Origin of the sequence: Streptomyces sp. NPDC020884 (assembly GCF_044333935.1) — a bacterium.
Taxonomy (GTDB): Bacteria; Actinomycetota; Actinomycetes; order Streptomycetales; family Streptomycetaceae; genus Streptomyces.
This window is the reverse complement of sequence record NZ_JBIRRY010000001.1, coordinates 1,105,192-1,123,824: the sequence shown is the minus strand read 5'-3', so window position 1 is coordinate 1,123,824 and position 18,633 is coordinate 1,105,192. Positions and strand designations below refer to the sequence as shown.

13 protein-coding genes are annotated in these 18,633 nt (G+C 73.5%); 6 read left to right on the top strand and 7 right to left on the bottom strand.

The window, feature by feature from the left end; all coding sequences use genetic code 11:
* Positions 1–24: 24 nt before the first annotated feature.
* The 5 genes from ACH4UK_RS05135 to ACH4UK_RS05115 all read left to right on the top strand — a co-directional run bounded on the left by ACH4UK_RS05135 (position 25) and on the right by ACH4UK_RS05115 (position 5,078).
* Entirely contained in the window at positions 25–486 is a 462-nt protein-coding gene (locus ACH4UK_RS05135; protein WP_398354589.1) for a single-stranded DNA-binding protein, read from the top strand.
* Positions 487–683: 197 nt separating this feature from the next.
* Positions 684–2,168, top strand: a complete 1,485-nt coding sequence (locus ACH4UK_RS05130; RefSeq protein WP_398354588.1) for a Cys-Gln thioester bond-forming surface protein — start codon at positions 684–686, stop codon at positions 2,166–2,168.
* A gap of 125 nt (positions 2,169–2,293) precedes the next feature.
* The gene (ettA, locus tag ACH4UK_RS05125) at positions 2,294–3,958 is read left to right on the top strand and encodes an energy-dependent translational throttle protein EttA (RefSeq protein WP_398354587.1); all 1,665 of its coding nucleotides are present in this window, start codon (positions 2,294–2,296) and stop codon (positions 3,956–3,958) included.
* Between the two features lie 5 nt (positions 3,959–3,963).
* Positions 3,964–4,386 carry an acyl-CoA thioesterase gene (locus ACH4UK_RS05120; protein WP_398354586.1) on the top strand — a complete coding sequence of 141 codons (423 nt, stop codon included), beginning with the start codon at positions 3,964–3,966 and terminating at the stop codon, positions 4,384–4,386.
* The gene (locus ACH4UK_RS05115) at positions 4,383–5,078 is read left to right on the top strand and encodes a hypothetical protein (protein ID WP_398354585.1); all 696 of its coding nucleotides are present in this window, start codon (positions 4,383–4,385) and stop codon (positions 5,076–5,078) included. The genes ACH4UK_RS05120 and ACH4UK_RS05115 overlap by 4 nt, the downstream gene beginning before the upstream one ends.
* A 61-nt stretch (positions 5,079–5,139) precedes the next feature.
* On the opposite strand, the gene ACH4UK_RS05110 is transcribed toward ACH4UK_RS05115, so the two are convergent.
* The 4 genes from ACH4UK_RS05110 to ACH4UK_RS05095 form a co-directional block, all read right to left on the bottom strand.
* A complete protein-coding gene (locus ACH4UK_RS05110; RefSeq protein WP_398354584.1) occupies positions 5,140–6,156 on the bottom strand; it encodes an ABC transporter ATP-binding protein in 1,017 nt (338 codons plus the stop codon).
* The gene (locus ACH4UK_RS05105) at positions 6,153–9,020 is read right to left on the bottom strand and encodes an FtsX-like permease family protein (protein WP_398354583.1); all 2,868 of its coding nucleotides are present in this window, start codon (positions 9,018–9,020) and stop codon (positions 6,153–6,155) included. Before ACH4UK_RS05105 ends, ACH4UK_RS05110 begins: the two co-directional genes overlap by 4 nt.
* A 1-nt stretch (position 9,021) precedes the next feature.
* The gene (locus ACH4UK_RS05100) at positions 9,022–12,300 is read right to left on the bottom strand and encodes an FtsX-like permease family protein (protein ID WP_398354582.1); all 3,279 of its coding nucleotides are present in this window, start codon (positions 12,298–12,300) and stop codon (positions 9,022–9,024) included.
* Between the two features lie 178 nt (positions 12,301–12,478).
* Complete coding sequence (locus ACH4UK_RS05095) at positions 12,479–12,883, bottom strand: globin (protein ID WP_003969111.1); 405 nt, start codon at positions 12,881–12,883, stop codon at positions 12,479–12,481.
* Between the two features lie 119 nt (positions 12,884–13,002).
* On the opposite strand from ACH4UK_RS05095, the gene ACH4UK_RS05090 reads away from it, so the two are divergent.
* Positions 13,003–14,004: a methyltransferase domain-containing protein gene (locus tag ACH4UK_RS05090; RefSeq protein WP_398354581.1), complete on the top strand. Its 1,002-nt coding sequence runs from the start codon at positions 13,003–13,005 to the stop codon at positions 14,002–14,004.
* A gap of 12 nt (positions 14,005–14,016) precedes the next feature.
* On the opposite strand, the gene ACH4UK_RS05085 is transcribed toward ACH4UK_RS05090, so the two are convergent.
* The 3 genes from ACH4UK_RS05085 to ACH4UK_RS05075 form a co-directional block, all read right to left on the bottom strand.
* Positions 14,017–15,528 carry an FHA domain-containing protein gene (locus ACH4UK_RS05085; RefSeq protein WP_398354580.1) on the bottom strand — a complete coding sequence of 504 codons (1,512 nt, stop codon included), beginning with the start codon at positions 15,526–15,528 and terminating at the stop codon, positions 14,017–14,019.
* Between the two features lie 140 nt (positions 15,529–15,668).
* Positions 15,669–17,030, bottom strand: a complete 1,362-nt coding sequence (locus ACH4UK_RS05080; RefSeq protein WP_398354579.1) for a VWA domain-containing protein — start codon at positions 17,028–17,030, stop codon at positions 15,669–15,671.
* Positions 17,031–17,137: 107 nt separating this feature from the next.
* Positions 17,138–18,631: a protein phosphatase 2C domain-containing protein gene (locus ACH4UK_RS05075; RefSeq protein ID WP_398354578.1), complete on the bottom strand. Its 1,494-nt coding sequence runs from the start codon at positions 18,629–18,631 to the stop codon at positions 17,138–17,140.
* Positions 18,632–18,633 lie beyond the last annotated feature (2 nt).

Here is an 18,633-nt window from a genome sequence, read left to right as displayed (position 1 = left end):
CGACAAGGAAAGCGGGGGCGGAAAATGAACGAGACCTTGGTGACCCTGGTGGGTAACGCCGCGACGGCGGTGGAGTTCCGGGAGACGGCCACCGGCGGAATGGCGCGATTCCGTTTCGCCGTCACTCCGCGGCGCTGGGACCGCGAGAAACAACTCTGGGCAGACGGCCGCACCAGCTTCTACACCGTCTGGTCCTGGCGCACGCTCGCCGCGAATCTGGCCGGTTCCGTTTCGGTCGGAGAACCTCTGGTCGTGCACGGCCGGCTGAAGGTGCGGGAGGAGGAACAGGCCGGTCAGCGTCGGACGTTCGTCGACGTCGAGGCCGTCGCCGTCGGCCACGACCTGAGCCGGGGAACGGCCGCCTTCCGCAGAGCCGCCAGGATGGAACCCCTTCTGACGGAGCGTCGGGAAAGCGTCACGGACGGCGACGCGGAGGAGTCGCCGAAACAGCGGGAACAGGTCGCCGCAATGGCGACGGTGTCCTGAAAAGGCTGTTCGACGACAAGCGCGACGAGATCCCGCGATAACGATTCTGATTCGGAATGGTTGTGCAAGGGCAGTACGGGGGACTGCTCTTCGCCCGTTCTTTAGGATTCCCAGTGCTCACAGGTCACTTGGGTCTGCTGGCGAGGCAATCCCCACACGCGCACCAAGCGCGAGGGCCTCGCCCGGAGGGGAATTCTGTGTTTTCTGCGTCTTCAGCGTCCGCTGCGCCGTCCGGCACCACAGGGGCGCCCCCCGGCCGCGGGATCCGCCGTCCGGTCGCAGCGCTGCTGCTCTCCGGTCTCGTCGCGGCTGCCGCACTCGCCGGCGCGGGACCGGCGGCGGCCGACGACCCGGGACGGCAGCACGGCGGCGCGGCCGCGGTGCTCGACGGGCTGAAGACCTTCGACAGCGCCGTGCTCCGCGTCGCGGGGAAGAACGGTGCGCCCGACCGGACCCAGGAACTGCCCGCCGGGCTGTTCGAGATGACCGTGGACGGCGGCGGCAAGCTCAAGACCTACTGCGTCGACCTCCACAACCCCACCCAGGACCAGGCGAAGTACCTGGAGACCCCCTGGGCCGAGACCCCGCTGAGCGGCAACGGGAACGCGGGGAAGATCCGCTGGATCCTCCAGCACTCCTACCCCCAGGTCGACGACCTGGCCGAGCTCGCCGACGCGGCGGGCACCGGCCCGCTGACGGAGCGGACCGCCGCCGCCGGAACCCAGGTCGCCATCTGGCGCTACTCGGACAACGCCGATGTCACCGCGTCGGACAAGCAGGCGGAGAAGCTCGCCGACTGGCTGCACCGCAACGCGCGCAACACGAAGGAGCCGCGCCCCTCCCTGACCCTGGAGCCGGCCGCCGTCTCCGGTCGGCCCGGTGAGCGGCTCGGTCCCGTGACCGTCCGCACCGACGCGGGCCAGGTCTCGGTGTCGCCCCCGGTGGACGCGGCGGCCAGCGGCATCGCGGTCACGGACCGGAAGGGCGCCCCCGTCACCGCGGCCGCGGACGGGGACCGGCTCTACTTCGCCGTGCCGAAGGACACCGCCGACGGCACCGCGTCCCTGGCCGTCCAGGCCACCACCTCCGTGCCGGTCGGCCGGGCCTTCGCCGGGGTCGGCCGCACCCAGACCCAGATCCTGGCCGGCTCAAGCGAGTCCACGGTCTCCGCACGGGCCACCGCCACCTGGGCCGGGACGGGCGCAGCCCCCGCGGTGAGCGCGCGGAAGAACTGCGCCGCGGGCGGTGTGGACGTCACCACCGTCAACCGGGGCGACCAGCCGTTCACCTTCGAGCTGGCCGGCGCCGAGCACACCGTCGCCGCCGGGGCCACCCGCACGGTGACGGTCCCCGTCGCCGAGGACCAGGCGTACGACGTCACCGTCACCGGGCCCGCCGGGTTCAGCAGGACCTTCACCGGGGTGCTCGACTGCGCCACCAGCGGCAGTGTCCTGGACCGGGAGAGCGAGACCGGCGGCAGCGACATCGGCACCCAGAGCGCCCAGCGGTCGGTGCCGGCCACGACCGGCTCCGCCACGTCGGGACTGGAGGGCGACCTCGCCGCGACCGGCGGGTCCAGTGCCACCCCGATGCTCGCTGCCATCGCCATCGGACTGCTCGCCGTGGGCGGCGGCGCGGTCTTCGTCCTCCGCCGGAAGAACCCGCACACCGACGCTGAGTGAGACCCCGGACGCAGACGGTGACCCGGTGCGCGTGCCGGTGGGCGGACGGGTTTCCGTCCGGGGAGGGCCGTCAGGCAAGATGGGGTGTATCTGCCCACACCTCTATTGCTGCCGGACGGTTTCTCTTGGCTGAGTACATCTACACCATGCGCAAGACGCGCAAAGCGCACGGCGACAAGGTGATTCTCGATGACGTCAACCTGAACTTCCTGCCCGGCGCGAAGATCGGTGTCGTGGGGCCCAACGGTGCCGGTAAGTCCACGGTGCTGAAGATCATGGCGGGCCTGGAGCAGCCGTCCAACGGCGACGCCTTCATCTCGCCCGGGTTCAGCGTCGGCATCCTCATGCAGGAGCCGAAGCTCGACGAGAGCAAGACCGTCCTGGAGAACGTCCAGGACGGCGCCGCCGAGATCATGGGCAAGCTCAAGCGCTTCAACGAGGTCGCCGAGCTGATGGCGACCGACTACTCCGACGCGCTCATGGACGAGATGGGCAAGCTCCAGGAAGACCTGGACCACGCCAACGCGTGGGACCTGGACGCGCAGCTGGAGCAGGCCATGGACGCGCTGGGCTGCCCGCCCGGCGACTGGCCGGTCACCACCCTCTCCGGTGGCGAGAAGCGCCGTGTGGCGCTCTGCAAGCTCCTGATCGAGGCCCCGGACCTGCTCCTCCTCGACGAGCCCACCAACCACCTGGACGCCGAGTCGGTGAACTGGCTGGAGCAGCACCTCTCGAAGTACCCGGGTGCCGTCGTCGCCGTCACCCACGACCGGTACTTCCTGAACAACGTCGCCGAGTGGATCCTGGAGCTCGACCGCGGCCGCGCGATCCCCTACGAGGGCAACTACTCCACGTACCTGGAGCGCAAGGCCACCCGCCTCAAGGTCGAGGGCCGCAAGGACGAGAAGCGCCAGAAGCGGCTCAAGGAAGAGCTGGAGTGGGTGCGGTCCAACGCCAAGGGGCGTCAGACCAAGTCCAAGGCCCGTCTCGCCCGGTACGAGGAGATGGCGGCCGAGGCGGACAAGATGCGGAAGCTGGACTTCGAGGAGATCCAGATCCCGCCGGGCCCGCGCCTGGGCTCCATCGTCGTCGAGGTCGAGAACCTCTCGAAGGCCTTCGGCGACAAGGTCCTCATCGACGACCTGTCCTTCACGCTGCCCCGTAACGGCATCGTCGGCATCATCGGTCCGAACGGCGCGGGCAAGACCACGCTGTTCAAGATGATCCAGGGCCTGGAGACGCCGGACAGCGGCGCCATCAAGGTCGGCGACACGGTCAAGATCTCCTACGTCGACCAGTCCCGCGCCAACATCGACCCGAAGAAGACCCTCTGGGCCGTCGTCTCGGACGAGCTGGACTACATCAACGTCGGCCAGGTCGAGATGCCCTCGCGCGCCTACGTCTCCGCGTTCGGCTTCAAGGGCCCGGACCAGCAGAAGCCGGCCGGTGTCCTGTCCGGTGGTGAGCGCAACCGCCTCAACCTGGCGCTCACGCTCAAGGAGGGCGGCAACCTGCTGCTCCTCGACGAGCCCACCAACGACCTCGACGTCGAGACGCTCTCCTCGCTGGAGAACGCCCTCCTGGAGTTCCCGGGCGCCGCTGTGGTCATCTCCCACGACCGCTGGTTCCTGGACCGCGTCGCCACGCACATCCTCGCCTACGAGGGCGAGTCCAAGTGGTACTGGTTCGAGGGCAACTTCGAGTCGTACGAGAAGAACAAGGTCGAGCGTCTGGGTGCGGACGCGGCCCGCCCGCACCGTGCCACGTACAAGAAGCTGACGCGAGGCTGATCGTCTTGGCTCGTCATATCTACAGCTGCCCTCTGCGCTGGTCCGACATGGATGCCTTCGGGCATGTCAACAACGTGGTCTTCCTCCGCTATCTGGAGGAGGCGCGCATCGACTTCATGTTCCGGCTGGCGCCCGGGGACGGCTCGCCGTCGTTCTCGGGCGGGTCCGTCGTGGCCCGTCACGAGATCGACTACGTACGGCCGCTGGTCCACCGGCACGAGCCGGTGACCGTCGAGTCGTGGGTCACGAAGATAGGCGCCGCGTCGCTGACGATCGCCTATGAGGTCAAGGACGCCGAGCAGGTCTACGTACGGGCCTCGACCATCGTCGTCCCCTACGACCTGGCCGAGGCGCGGCCCCGGCGGATCTCCACCGAGGAGAAGCTCTTCCTCGAGCGGTATCTGGCAGAGGAGCCCGCCGCGGCATGACCGTGTCCGTGCAGTCGCTGCACTTCGCCGACGTGAGGGAGGCGGCGGATCTCGCCGCCTTCCTCGGCCGGCTGCTCCACTACGACCGGGCCGCCGCGGTCCGGTTGCAGGCGGGCGGCGGCGACGCACTGGCCGTGTTCGGCCGCCCGCCCTCCTTCGAGGTCCTCGCGATCCGCACCGCCCGCCTGGCCGGCCCCGAGACGCTCGACGTCACGGTGTCGGCCGGGGAGCTGCTGGAGTCCCTCGACGTCTCCGGTGAGGCCGGTGCGGGCGGTTCGCTGCCCGCACCCGTCACGGGGCCGCCCTGGGCGGGCGTCCTGCCGCCCCGGGGGCCTTGGCGGGAGCAGGCCGGACTGCCCGCACCGGACGTCCTGCGCGCCGCCCTGGAGGCCGCCGTCACCGAGTTCCGCACCCGGGACGAGGCCCTGCCCGGGGAACGGCGCACCCGCGCCGAGCGGGACCGTATCGGCCGCGAGATCTGGTCCCGGCCGGTCGGCGCGACGGACCTGCCCCTGCGCGCTGTGCACGCCGCCCAGTCGCTCGGCTTCCTGCGCGCCGACCCGGACTTCCCCGTCTCGCTGCTCGCCGCGGGCGGCTGGCTGCGCCTGCGGACCCCCTTCGGCTCGATCGCGCTGCGCCGCGACCCGGCCGGCGGGCTCGGTGGGCTCGGCCTGTCGGTCGAGCCCGGCTGAGCCGCCCGACCGCGGGTCCGCCGCTGCCCCTGCTTTCCCGTCGGATCCTGCGCCGGCCCGTCTACTTCCCCGTCGGATCCTTCTCCGGCCCGTCCGGCTTCTCCGGCGCCCCGTGCGCGTCCGGCCAGACGCCGATGTGGTCCTGCTCCAGCTCCAGCAGCACCCGGTGTTCCATGCCCAGCGTCTGCGTGTAGTCCGCGGGCAACTGGAGCCGGCCCGCCCGGTCGAGCATCGCGTACTCCCGGGCCACCTGCGACTCCTGGCCCGTCGCCGCGTCCACCTCCGTGCGGCGCAGCACCTCGGAGGACGTCCGGCCGTCGCGGATGGCGACCGTACGCCGCACCTCGCCGGCCACCGCCTGGTCATGGGTGACGATCACGATCGAGGTGCCCAACTCCTCGTTGGCGCGCCGGAACGCGGCGAAGACCTGCTCCCCGGTCGCCGAGTCCAGCTCCCCGGTCGGCTCGTCCGCGAGCAGCACGGACGGGGAGTTGGCCAGCGCCACCGCGATGGCCACGCGCTGCTGCTGCCCGCCGGACAGCTGCTGGGGCCGCCGGTCGCGGCAGTCGGCGATGTCGAGCATGGTGAGCAACGACTCGGCGCGGGCGGCGCGTTCACGCTTGCCGCCGCCACCGCGCAACTGCATGGGCAGCGTGATGTTCTGGATCGCGGTGAGATACGGGAGCAGATTGCGGGCGGTCTGCTGCCAGACGAACCCGACCACGTCCCGGCGGTAGCGCAGCCGTTCCTTCGCCCCCATCGACAGCAGATCGCAGCCCGCGACCTTGGCCGATCCGGCCGTCGGCACGTCCAGACCCGCCAGGATGTTCATCAGCGTCGACTTGCCGCTGCCCGACGCCCCGACCAGGGCCATCAACTCGCCCTCGGTGACGAGCAGATCGAGGCCCTGGAGAGCCTGCACCTCCACCCCGTCCGTGGTGAAGATCCGCACCACCCGGTCGCAGGCGATCAGCGCGTCGTGCCCGTAGGAGGGGCGGTCCCGGCGGGCCGTGGCACGCTGCTCCAGCTCCGCCAGCGTCGTCTCGGCCCTGCCGGCCGCCTCGGTGGACGAGGTCATCGGGAGTCTCCTGCCCTGAGTTCGGTGATCGATCCGCGGCGGCTCGCCCACCACGCCTGAACGCCCGCGACCGCCGCGGCGAGCACCACGACCCCGGCGGCCGGCAGCCCCAGCGACCAGAGGTCCGTGCGCAGCGGGACGGGACTCGGGTCCGACCCGGCGACGCCCGCGAGCGCCAGCGGGACCAGGTCGACGCCGGGGGAGAGCAGGGCGATGGTCGCCCAGCCGGTGAACAGGCCGCCCACCGCAGCCAGCAGCGCCTGCGGTGTCGCCTCGAAGGCCAGCAGCCGCCTGCCCTGCCCGGTGGTGAGGCCCATCGTGCGCAGCCGTGCCAGCAGCGTCTTGCGCTCCGGCGCGGTCTGGAGCAGCGACAGCAGCACGGCCAGCAGCGCGTATCCGGCGCCCGCCGCGACGGCCGCGAGGTAGATCCGCTCGGCCCCCGCCTGCATCGGGGTGTTCACATACCGCGCTCGCTCCTCGGAACGCAGCTGTACGGCGTACTCCTTGCCGCTCTCGCCGACCGTCGCGCGCAGTTTCCCCGGGTCCGGTGTGCCGGAGAGGAGCAGCGTGGTGGGCGTCTGCTGTTCCAAGGAAGCGGAGTTCACGATCAGAAAGCTCGTGGAGGCGACCGAGGCGACGTGCGCGGTGGTTCCCACGATCTGGACCTCGAACTCCCCGGACAGCGTGTCGACCGCGCGCGGCCCGGTGCCCATCCGGGCCGCCACCGCCGGGGAGGCGATCGCCGGAAGAACGCGTCCGGGTCCGGACTTCGTGCTCTCGGGCAGCGGGGCCGAGGGGCCGGTGGCCTTCAGCCGGGCGGCCGGGAAGTCCGGCAGCCCGGTCGCGCGGGCCAGCCGGGCGTACGAGGCGGGGTCGACGCCCACCAGGGCCGCGGTCCTCGCATCGTCCGCACCTTCCGCGCCGCCGGGGCCCGTGCCCGTACCGGCGTCCTCCGAGCCGTTGCCCCGAGCGTCGCCGTCACCAGCCGCGACCTCCGGCAGGCTCACGCCGTACTCGATCCGGATCGGCGCCGCGCTCTGTACGCCGTCCAGGTCGCGCACCGTGCGGACCAGCCGGTCGGGCAGCGTCTGCCGTTCGCTCAGGCCGCTGATCCGGGCGTCCGCCCCGACCGACGCCAGCGCCGCGTCGTCCCGCGCGTCCCCGATGCCGGCGATCACCGAGCCGCCGAACGCGGCGGTGGCCAGGGCCAGCAGCAGGGCGAGCAGCGGCAGCGCGCCGCCGGCCGAGGAACGGCCGGCGCGGGCCAGCGAGAGGAAGCCGATCGCCCCGCGCAGCCGCGCCACGGGGCGGGTGGCGAGCCGCAGGGGCAGCGGGTAGAGCCGCACCAGCACCAGCGCCGCGATCAGCGCGACCAGGACGGGCGCGGCGCTGACCAGCAGGTCGGTGCCGTTCCCGGTCGCCGTGCCGCGACGGCGCAGCGCCGTCACCGCGCCGGCCGCCAGCACGAGCAGGGTCAGTTCGGCGACGGTCCGCCGCCGCGAGGGCCGGGCGCTCACCATGTCCTCGCGGGCAGCGCCCAGCGCGGGCCTGATGTGCTGGAGCGTCGTCCGCAGCGGCAGGGCGACACACACCAGGAGGCCGACACCGGCCGCCGCCAGGGCCCCCGGCCACCACCGGCCCTCGTCCACGGCCAGCACCGCGAGCAGCAGCCCCAGCGCGCTCGCGGGCAGCACGGTCACCGCGGTCTCGGCGAGCAGCCGGCCGCCGATGCCGCGCAGCGAGCCGCCGCGTGAGCGCATCAGCGCCAGCTCGCTGCGGCGGCGTCCGGCGAGCAGGGCGCCCGTCATCAGCAGCACGACGGCGGCCACGGAGCCGATCCCGAGGGCGGCGACCGTGATCACGGGACTGATCGCGTCGCGCATCCGCGCGTTGGACTCCACGAGGTGGCCGAGTCCGGTGGCGACCGTGGCGGTGCCGCCGGCGATCTCCCGTACCTCCAGCAGCCCGGGGCCGCTCTCCAGGGAGGCGATGACGGACGTCAGGCGGGAGCCGTCGGGACCGGTCAGCCGTGCGACGTCGGGCGGGAGCCGCCAGAACAGGGCGGGCTCGGCGGCCGTGCTCAGCAGGGCCGGCCCGGCGTCCTCGGCCAGCAGGACGGTGCCGGTCCAGTAGTACTGCGGGAAGGGGCTCGCGGGGTCCGGGACGAGGGACGGGGTGCGCAGCAGCGGATCGGCTGACCAGTAGCTGCCGCGCGGGTCCTTGGGAGCGACGATGGCGGTGATCGTCACGGTGATGGGTTCCTGGGCCGCGGTGGGCAGCGTGATGGTCGCGCCGACCTTCACCTTCAGCTCGGCCGCCGTCTCCTCGGTGACCGTGCCCTGGACCGCACGGGAGTCCGAAGTCACCTCCGCCGGTGTCTCCGGCCAGGCCCCCGAGACCAGGGTGGCGTGCTCCTTCAGCCCCGTCTGCGCCACGTACGAGAGCTGCGGCGGCGCCGCGTCGGGCCTCGGCAGCCAGGGCTCGTCCGCGAGGACCGGCTTCATGGTGTGCACGCCGTACGCGACGGACGACGCGTCGGCGCGCAGCGGTGCGGGCAGGGCCGCCAGGAGCTCGTCGCCGACCCGGGTCAGCTCGGGGCTCCGCACCTCGGCGTCCCGCTGTTCCCGCGGCAGTTCGAGGCCGGGCTGCGGGCGGACGACCTCCACGACGCTGCGGCCCGCGTCCGCCGTCGCGATGTCGTGGCGCAGCCCCTTCGTCTCGTACGCGTCCACCGCCCGGGGGAACGCCGCGGCGAGGAACGCCGTCACCAGCACCAGCACCGCGAGGGCCACCGCCGCACCGGGCGCGGTACGCAGCCGGGTGCGGATCCACGGGGCGTCGGCCGTCCGATTGTCGCGACTCATATCAGTGGTCCCCCTGGTGGCGCAGCGTTACCGCCGGGTCCCCGCGGCGCAGCGCCATCGTCGCGACGATCACGAGCGGCAGGGCGGCGACCCCGGCCAGCAGCGCCGCGACCTGCCCCACGGGCAGTTCGACCAGCACCGGCGGAACGGGCCGGTCCGCCTGTCCGGTCAGCACGATGAGCGGCACGACGGCCCGGGTCAGCACCGTGCCGATGCCGAGCCCGATCAGCAGGGCGAGGGCGATCAGCACCCCCTGTTCGGCGGCGATCATCCGGGCCAGCTGACGGCGCGGAGCGCCGAGCGCCCGCAACACGCCGAGCTCCGCGCGCCGTTCGCGACGGGAGCCGGAGGCGCTGACCGCGAAGCCGACCGCCGCCAGCGCGGCGGCGACCACCGCGACGGCCGGCAGCGCCGACTGCGGCCCCGCCCCCAGCGGGTCGTCCACCAACTGCTGGGCGGCCTCCGCGCGGACCCGTACCTGGGCCGGGTCGGTGTCCGGCAGGGCGCGCAGCGCGGCGGCCGCCTTCGCGGAGTCGCCCGGGGCGGTGCTCAGCCACCATTCGGTCGCCTCGATCGTGGCGGTCGGCCGGTGGGCCAGGACCTCGGTCACGGCCTTGAGGTCCAGCAGCAGCGCACCGCCGCCCGCCACCGGGTCCGCCGCGCCGGACACCTGGGCGGCCCCGGTGGTCGGCAGCCGGCGCACCGCCTCCACCAGGGTCACCCGGACCGTGTTCCCGGCGAGGTTGAGGTCGATCTCGTCGCCCAGCTTCGCGCTCGTGCTCTTCAGATAGGCGTCCGTCGCGACCGCGTTCACCACCGGGGGCCTCGGCCGGGCGGCGGTGATCCGCAGGGTGCCGGTGGCATCCCCCCAGTAGTCCTCGCTGCCCACGCCGCTGTCGTACGTGAAGTCCGGCAGGCCCGACGTCCCGTTGCGCACCGGCGGCCTGCCCGGCCGGTCCTCACCGGACTCGGTGAGCGTCATGGACGCGTCCCAGCGCATCGAGCCGGGGAGCGGCACCGGGCGTTCGGAGCCGGCGGCGTCGACCACGCGTACGTCGCTCACCGCGATCCTGTGCTGCTGCGCGTAGTCGGCCGGCGGCCGGCCGTCCACCTCGATGCCGGTCACGGCCAGCCCCCCTGCCGCCGACACCGGGAAGGAGACCGGGACCGGACCGCCGTCCATCGGCACGGGACCGGCCAGGACCCGGTAGGGCAGGCCGTAGCGGTCCTCCAGGAGCACGGTGACCACCGGCGCTTCCCGGTCGGCCCCGGAACCCTTCGGCGACACCGTCGTGATCCGCAGGTCCAGCTTCAGCCGGGTGCTGTTCTCGGGCAGGACGAGCCCGGGGCGAGGGGCCGGCTCCGGGGCTATCGCCTCGAACGTCCCGCGCGGGCCGGTGTCGGTGAGGTCGGAGCGCATCAGCATCCGCTCGTCCGCGTGGGCCGTGTCCAGGACCAGGATCTCGGCGGTGCGCCCGCCGGAGGCCTCCACGGTCGCCCGGTAGGCGGGGGCCGCCTGCCGCACCCCCTCCAGGTCGCCGTAGGCGCCGGCCGTCGCCGGACCGCCGCCGTGCCCGCCCACGAGCCGGACCGAGGCGCCGGAGCCGAAGTCGGCCTGGTCGGACTGCGAACGGTTCCAGGAGGCGCTCTGCCCGATCGCCAGCATGCCCATCGCGACCGACAGGACCAGCAGCAGCACCGGCCCCGCGCCGCGCAACGGGCGGCGGCTGAACTGCCAGCCCGCCAGGGCCGCGGGCAGCCCCCGGCCCTTGGCCGCACGCCGTTCGGCGAGCTTCGCCGCGGGCGGCAGCAGCCGCAGGGTGAGGACCGTGCCGGCGAGCAGGGCCAGGGCGGGAGCGGTGACCAGGAGCGGGTCGACCCCGAGGTTGCCCGCCTGGTCGCCGCTGAGCGCCCCGCTGCCGGACTGCCGGTCCAACTGCCAGTACGCCACCCCCGCGACGAGGAGCAGCCCGAGGTCCGCGCCCGCCCGCACCGGACCGGGCAGCGAGGCGGCCCGGGTCCTGCGCCCGCTCGCGCCGGCCGTCAGCGACGGGGCCACCACCGCCAGGGCGCAGGCCAGCGCGACGGCCGCGGAGACCAGCCACACCGTGCCGGTCGAGGCCTCGCCGACCTTCAGCCCGATCCGGGACAGGGCGCTGCGCTCGGCCAGCAGTCCGGTCAGCGGCCCGGCGAGCAGTGGGGCGACCACCGCGGCGGGCACGGCGAGCAACAGCGCCTCGATCGCGGCGAACGAGGTGATCCTGCCGCGGGAACCGCCCCGGGCCCGCAGCAGCTCGCGCTCCCCGTCGCGCTCGCTGTTCAGCAGCCGGGCCACCAGCAGCAGGGCGTACGCGGCGAGCAGCACCAGCTGCACCGCGACGATCATCAGGGTGGAGCGGGAGACCAGCAGGGCCCGGTCGAGCTGGTCGAGCACGGTCGGCAGCGACGTCCGCACGGTGACGCCGGACGCGAACACCGGGGCGGCCGCCAGGGACTTCGGGGCGCCCGCCGACGCACCGCGCAGCCCCTCCATCGAGCCGGTGGTCAGGGTGGCGAAGTCGGCGGCGGCCAGCCAGGACGTCTCCCCGTCGCCGAGCGTGCCGGAGGCCAGGACCGAGGGATCGGTGAGCAGCGGACCGTAGGTCGTGAAGGCGAGCTTGCGCACCCCGCGCCCGCCGAGCGGGTCCAGTTGCCAGTACGGGTCGGACTGGTCGGCGGCCTCGTAGACGCCGGTGACCAGGACCCGCTGCTTCTTGTCGCGCAGCCGGTCGGTGACGGTGAGCCGCGCGCCCGGTTTCAGCTCCAGCGCCTCGGCGGCGACGACCGGCAGCGCGACCTGGACGGGTCCGGCGCCGGCGGGGGCCGCGGGCGCCTCGCCCTCGGTGATCCGCACCCGTGCGGGGTCGAGGGCGGCGAAGTGGGTGAGGTCGGGCTCACCACGCCGGGCTGCCGGGTCCTGGAGGCCGCGCGGCAGTGCGTAGGACCCCGAGCTCGCCAGCTTCCCCACGGTCACCGGCAGCCCGTCGAAGGCGTCGAGGGAGGCCTTGCGGACGGCGTCATCGGCCTCCGCGCGCTGTTCGTGGTCCACCGAGGCGGAGACGACGAGGGCGGCGGAAGCGGCCGACCCGTGGGTGAGCGTGTGGCGCAGGGCCGCGTCGCCCACGGAACCGGAGAACGCCGTGAGCGCCGCCAGCACGGACGTGGTCAGCAGAACGGCGAGCACGGCGGCGGAGAGAAGCAGACGGTGAGCTCTCACCCGTAGAAGGACGAAACCCGTCACCTGATCCCCCAGCCCCGGAAACACCGTGTGCGCACGCCCCCCGACGTACCGGTGATGCTTTCAGAGGCAACAGGGTTCTGGTAACCGCTTGCCGGTGCACTTGATGCGATCGTGATCGTTATCCGGAGGCGGAACGTCGAATTCCGGAATCCCCTGGTCACCGAGCGTTCGGAACGGGTCAGTCCGCGGTGTTGACCATCGAAGCGGCGGCGTACGTCAGGTAGTCCCACAGCTGCCGCTCGTGCTCCGGCGCGAGCCCCAGCTCGTCCAGCGCGACCCGCATATGGGCGAGCCAGGCGTCATGAGCCGCCCGGTCCACCCGGAACGGCGCGTGCCGCATCCGCAGCCGCGGATGGCCCCGGTGATCGCTGTAGGTGCGCGGGCCGCCCCAGTACTGCATCAGGAACAGCGCGAACCGCTCCTCGGCCGGGCCCAGATCCTCCTCCGGATACATCGGCCGCAGCAGCTCGTCGCCCGCCACGCCCTCGTAGAAGCGGTGGACCAGGCGCCGGAAGGTCGCCTCGCCGCCGACCTGCTCGTAGAAGGTCTGCTCCTGAAGCGTGTCGCGCGGAATCTCTGTCACCCGTCCATGGTCGCAGACGCACCGGCCGAGGACGGGGGTCCTAGGACCAAGGGCCGAAGCCCCCGCCCTCTCCGCCCCGGCCACTCGCCCGCGCGGCCCCGGCGCAGGACAGTGGAGACATGGGTGCACACCGGCACGGCCCCTCCCCGTCCGTCCCCGACGCCGAGGCCGACGCGGCGCGGGAGGCCCTCGTGCGGGAGATCGCCGCGCGGGGCGGACTCACCGATCCCGCCTGGCGTACGGCCTTCGCCGAGGTGCCCCGCCATCTGTTCGTGCCGTTCTACTACGTGTACGGGATCCGGGGTTACGAACGCCTCTGGGGCGAGGACCCCGACCCCGCCCGGCGCTCCCGCTGGCTGCGCGGGGTGTACGCGGACGGGCCGCTGGCCACCCGGCTCAGGGACGGCGAACTCATCTCGTCCTCCAGCCAGCCGTCCCTGATGGCCCTCATGCTCGACGCCCTCGACGTACGCGACGGACATCTGGTCCTGGAGATCGGCACCGGACCCGGCTACAACGCGGCGCTGCTCGCGCACCGGCTCGGCGACGCCGCCGTGACCAGCGTCGATCTGGACCCGGACATCACGGAGTCGGCCCGCGGTCACCTCGCCGCGGCCGGATACCGCCCGGCGGTGGTCACCGGCGACGGGGCCCGGGGCTGCCCGAGGCACGCCCCGTACGACCGGATCATCGCGACCTGCACCCTGCCGTCCGTACCGCAGAGCTGGCCGGAACAGTGCCGTCCGGGGGCCCGGATCATCGCGCCGCTGGCCACCGGCCTGGTCTCGCTCCAGGTACGCGCCACGGCGCACGGCCCGCGCGCCGAGGGGCACTTCCTGCACACCCCGGCGTACTTCGTGCCCCTGCGCGGGGCGCTCCCGCTGCCCGGCGGGCTTCCGCACCTCGGCGGACTGCCGCGCCGGGTGGCCTCGGACGACCTCTTCCGGTTCCTCCTGACCCTGACCGCGGGCACCCTCGATCCGCACGAGGCCCTCTCCCTCTGGGAGCGCGAGGAGCGCCCCGAGCGGGAGAGGTACGGCATCACGGTCGGCCAGGGCCGGCAGTGGGCCTGGCTCGACGACCCGCAGGGTCCGTACACCTGGCCGCTCGCCGCCGGGTGAGGCGGCGCGTGCTCAGTCCAGCCGGACCGTGATCGTCGTCCACGCCCCGACATGCACCTGGTCGCCGTCCTGGAGGGGTACGGGGACATAGGGCTGGATCGGGTCCTCGGCGCCGTTCAGCGTGGTGCCGTTGGTGGAGTTCTGGTCGACGACCGCCCAGCTGCCGTCGGGCTGCTGCACCAGCACCGCGTGCTGGTGCGAGACGCCCGGGTCCTCCGGGGGCACCGACAGATCGACGTCGGGGGACTCGCCGGTGCTGTGCCGGCGGCGCCCGATGGTGATCTGGCTCCCGGTGAGCGGAAGGCGCTGCTCCGGGGAGTACGCGGGCAGGTTCAGCCCGGTCGCCTCGGGGCCGCTGCGCTGCATCATCGCGAGGAAGTACGCCCGGTCCGGAGCGATGACCGCGGTCCAGGAGGCGGACTGCTGGGGCCGGCCCTGGCCGGGAACCCCGCCGTGCTGCTGACCCTGGTCGTACCCCTGGTCCTGCCCGTGCTGCCGGCCCTGGCCCTGCTGATCCTGGCCCTGCTGGCCCTGCTGGCCCTGCTGGCCCTGCTGGCCCTGCTGGCCCTGCTGGCCCTGCTGGCCCTGACCCTGGTGGGGGCCCGGCTGCTGGAACTGCTGGAACTGCGGGGGCGGCTGCTGCGGCTGGGCCTGGGAGGGCGGCGACAGCATCCAGTCGTCCCCGCCGCCGGTGTGCCCGGACGACTGCGGCGGCGCGGGCGGCGCCGACTGCTGCTGCGGCGGGGCGAAGGGCGAGGCCTGCTGGGGCTCGAACGGCGAGTGCGCCGAGGGAGCCGACTGCTGCGGTTCGAACGGCGAGGGAGCCTGCTGCTGGGGCTCGAACGGGGACGGCCCGGACTGCTGCTGGTGTCCCTGGTGTCCCTGCTGTTGCTGCTGCGGCGGCTGCTGGTGCCCCTGCTGCTGGAAGGCGGGCGGCGGCGGAGGGCCCTGCTGGAACGCCTGCGGCGGAGGCCCGCCCTGGCCGCCGTTCCCGTGCGGGCCGCCCTGCTCGGGAGCGAGCGGCTCGGCGGGACGGTTCATCTGCGAGGGGCGCGAGCCCTGGTAGTCGAACGGGTCACGCGGCTGGGGCGCGCCGGGCGGACCGCCCTGGCCACCCGGAGCACCGGGACCGCCCTGGCCACCGGGACCCGGCTGTCCGCCCTGGCCCTGCTGAGCCTGGAACCCGGGCGGCAGGCTGAGGCCGGGCGGAGGACCGCTGGGCGTGCCGTGCTGCGGGGCCAGCGGCGTGTAGGAGGTCGCCGTGTTGGTGAGGAAGTTCCAGCGGCACTCCTCGCAGTACGGCGCCATCGCCTCACGCGGCGTGCGGCACTGCGGGCAGAGCTCCGCCTGCATGGTGGGCTGGCCGCCGTCGGTGCTCTGCGGGTAGCCGTAACCGGGCGCGGGCGGCGGCGGAGGAGGCGGCGGGGGCACGGCGCCCGGCGCACCGCCGGCGGCCATGCGGTGTCCGCAGACCTCGCACCAGTCCTCGGAACCCGACTGGTGTCCGTTCGGGCAGGTCGGCATGTCGGCGCTTCCCCCTCTCCTCTTCCGGCCGCGGAGGCCGTCATGCTGTCGATCGCGGCGTCGTTGCTCAGCGAATACGTAGGACTGCTCTGTGTCCACGGCCGCTGGTCACTCGGTGACCGTGCCGTGTTGCTTCCTGACTACTTCTTGACGCGAACGGTCTTGGTGGAGCGCGTTTCGAGGGTCATCTCGTCCGCTTCCGCGACCTTCGCCTTCAGTCGCACAGTACCTGTCGCGGCATCGACGACGTCGACCACCTTCGAAAGGAGTTTCGCAGTGTCCTGGTTCCCGGACGCCGAAGCCAGCTGCACCGCGCGGCCCAGTTTCGCCGTCGCGCCGTCGAAGTCGCCCGACTTGCGTGCGTCCAGACCCTGCTGGATGACTTGTGCCAGTTCCGCCTGACCCGTGTAGTGCGCGACCTGCGGATTGATCGAGGTCGACGCCACCATGTCGTCCGTCCACACGGCCCGTACGAGCCCCTGCGACAGGGTCTGCGGGGCGCCCGCGCCCGAGGGGTCGGGCAGGATCAGCGAGACCCGGGCGGCCAGCATCTCCTGGCCGATCCCGGCCTGCGGCACCAGGACGCACACGTGGTAGTCGCGGGACTCGTCGCCCCAGGAACCGGTGGGGTAGTCCCCGGCCCGGGGGCCCGCCTCGCCGCGCCGCCCGGTCAGATCCGCGACGGTCGGCGCGACCTGCTTCACGAACCGGATCTCCACCCCCACCGGCGTCCAGAGGCGCAGCGCCACGTCCGCGATCTCCTTGCCCATCGCGTTCTCCATCATCCGCGTGAAGTCCGCGGCCAGGCCCGTGGGATCGGCGACGATGTCGGCCGTGCCGAGGAGGGCGGCGGCGATGCCGGTGACCTCCTTCACCTCCCAGTCGGTGCCCACCCCGCGGGCGTCGCAGGTGAACCGGCCGGCGCAGGAGTCCAGGGCCGCCCGCAGATCCTCGGGCGCCTCGTGCTCGTTGCGGCCGTCGGTCAGCAGGATGCCGTGCCGGATGTCCACGTCGGCCGCGCCCAGCAGGCGGTCGGCCAGCCGCAGCCAGGTGCCGATCGCGGTGCCCCCGCCCGCGCTCAGCTTCCGCAGGGCGTCCTTGGCCTGGGCCTTCGTCTGCGCGTCGGCGACCGCGAGCCCTCCGTTGCCCGGATAGACGTCCTTGGCCACATGCGTCCCGGCGACCACCGCGAACCGGGTGCCCTCGCGCAGGGTGTCGATGGCCGCCGCCGTCGCGTCGCGCGCGTTGCGCATCTTCGTCGGCGGGTAGTCCATCGAGCCCGAACAGTCGACCATCAGCACCACGGCCGCGTCGGGACCCTGCCCCGGCCCGTACGACGGTGAGGGCGCCGAACCCGCCAGCGGTATGCCGCCGGTGGTGCCGCCGCCGGTCGAGGTGACGGTGACGATCGCGTTGACCTCACGGCCGCCCTCGGGCAGGAACGCGTTCTGGTACACCTCGACGGAGAACTGCGGCACGTTCGACTTGGAGAAGTTGGCCATCGGGTCGGCTCCTTGAGGCTCCACAGGGGATCAGGTGAAGAGGGGATGCGGGCGGGGGTGGGGGAGGGGACGAGGGACACGGGAAGGGGCAAGGGCGGAATATCGGCTCAAACGGTGTCGCAGGCCGATCCTGCCCCCGGTGACGGCACGGCGAACGGCAGAAGCGCCACTGTTACGTTGTCGTGGCCCCCGCCGTCGAGCGCGTGGCCCACGAGCACCTGGGCGCCGTGCAGCGGACGTTCCTGGGCGTCGGCCGGCACCGCGGCGGCCATCTCCTCGGCGGATTCCGCGTAGTTCCACAGGCCGTCCGTGCACACGACCACCAGGCCCGGCCGGTCCGGCTTGAACGCGGCGGTGTGCGGCTCCAGTTCGTACGCGTCGGCGCCGAGCCAGCCGGTGATGGCGTGGGCCCGCTCGTCCGCGTACGCCTCCGCCTCGTTCATCAGGCCGGCCGCCACCATCTGCGCGGCCCAGGAGTCGTCCTCGGTGAGCCGGGCGGTCGGCTGGGTCCGGTCCTCCGGCACCCAGTAGACCCGGCTGTCGCCGACCCAGCCGACGATCAGCAGGCCGCCCGCCATGATCGCGCCGACCAGGGTGCAGGCCGGGGCGTTCTGGTGGCAGTGCGCGTCGTGCTCCATCGCCCCGGCCGGTTCCTGCGCCAGGACGTTGACCGCCTCGGACGCGGCGACGATCGCCTCGCGCATCGCCTGCTGCGGGTGCGTGCCGCGCGGCAGGGACTCCAGCAGCGCCTCGTTGGCGGCGCTCGCGGCGGCCGCCGACGCCTCGTCGGGCCGGCTCGCCGAGGAGACGCCGTCGCAGACGATCGCGACGACGGCGGGCGAGCCGTCCGGCAGCGCGGTGGAGGACACCGCGAAGGAGTCCTCGTTGCGGTGGTGGCGCAGACCCCGGTCGCTGACGGCGGCCACCGAGTCGAGCTCCTGCTCCATGTGGTCGCGCTCGCGGGGCTGGGCGTGCCCGCAGTTCTCGCAGTAGCCGTCGGGGTCCACCCGGCCGGAGCGGCAGGCCACACAGACCTTCGCCCCGGGGGCGGAAGCGGCGGCGGGCGCGGCGGCATGCTCCGCCGTACGGGGATCGGGCGCGGCCAGCGCGAAGTCACCGGAGTCCGCCGCGCCGGCCCGGTCGTCGTGGCGCACCGGAACGGACGCGGACTCCGGCCCGCCCACCGGCCCCGGCTCGGGCCGGGACGCCGCGCCCTGCTCCGACACCGCCTCCTGACCGTGCTCCGGCACCGACCGGGGCTCCTGGCCCTGGCCGTGCTCGGGCTCCGACCGCGGTTCCTGACCCGGTGCCGGCTCCGCCAGCGGCCTGCCGCCCGAGTCCGTCCCCGGCAGGTCCGCCGGATGGTGCACCGGCGCGGGCACGTCCGAGCTGTCGGTCTCCGAGGCGGCGGGCCACTGCACGGGGTCGGCCGCCGGGGCGGCCGGAGGCACGGTGATGGCCATCGTGGGCCGGTCGTCGGGGCGCGCCGGCACGGCCGAGAGGTCGTACCCGCACGCCCCGCAGAAACGGTCTCCCGAATCCAACGGCTCCTCGCAGCCGGGGCACTTCGACAGGGCGGGCTGCTGGTGGCTCTGTGACATCT

Excerpts from the sequence above, each read along its gene's own strand:
- ACH4UK_RS05080 (WP_398354579.1), bottom strand. The coding sequence starts at position 17,030 with ATGGCCAACTTCTCCAAGTCGAACGTGCCGCAGTTCTCCGTCGAGGTG.
- ACH4UK_RS05105 (WP_398354583.1), bottom strand. The coding sequence starts at position 9,020 with ATGAGTCGCGACAATCGGACGGCCGACGCCCCGTGGATCCGCACCCGG.
- ACH4UK_RS05115 (WP_398354585.1), top strand. The coding sequence starts at position 4,383 with ATGACCGTGTCCGTGCAGTCGCTGCACTTCGCCGACGTGAGGGAGGCG.
- ACH4UK_RS05110 (WP_398354584.1), bottom strand. The coding sequence starts at position 6,156 with ATGACCTCGTCCACCGAGGCGGCCGGCAGGGCCGAGACGACGCTGGCG.
- ACH4UK_RS05090 (WP_398354581.1), top strand. The coding sequence starts at position 13,003 with ATGGGTGCACACCGGCACGGCCCCTCCCCGTCCGTCCCCGACGCCGAG.
- ACH4UK_RS05135 (WP_398354589.1), top strand. The coding sequence starts at position 25 with ATGAACGAGACCTTGGTGACCCTGGTGGGTAACGCCGCGACGGCGGTG.
- ACH4UK_RS05085 (WP_398354580.1), bottom strand. The coding sequence starts at position 15,528 with ATGCCGACCTGCCCGAACGGACACCAGTCGGGTTCCGAGGACTGGTGC.
- ACH4UK_RS05075 (WP_398354578.1), bottom strand. The coding sequence starts at position 18,631 with ATGTCACAGAGCCACCAGCAGCCCGCCCTGTCGAAGTGCCCCGGCTGC.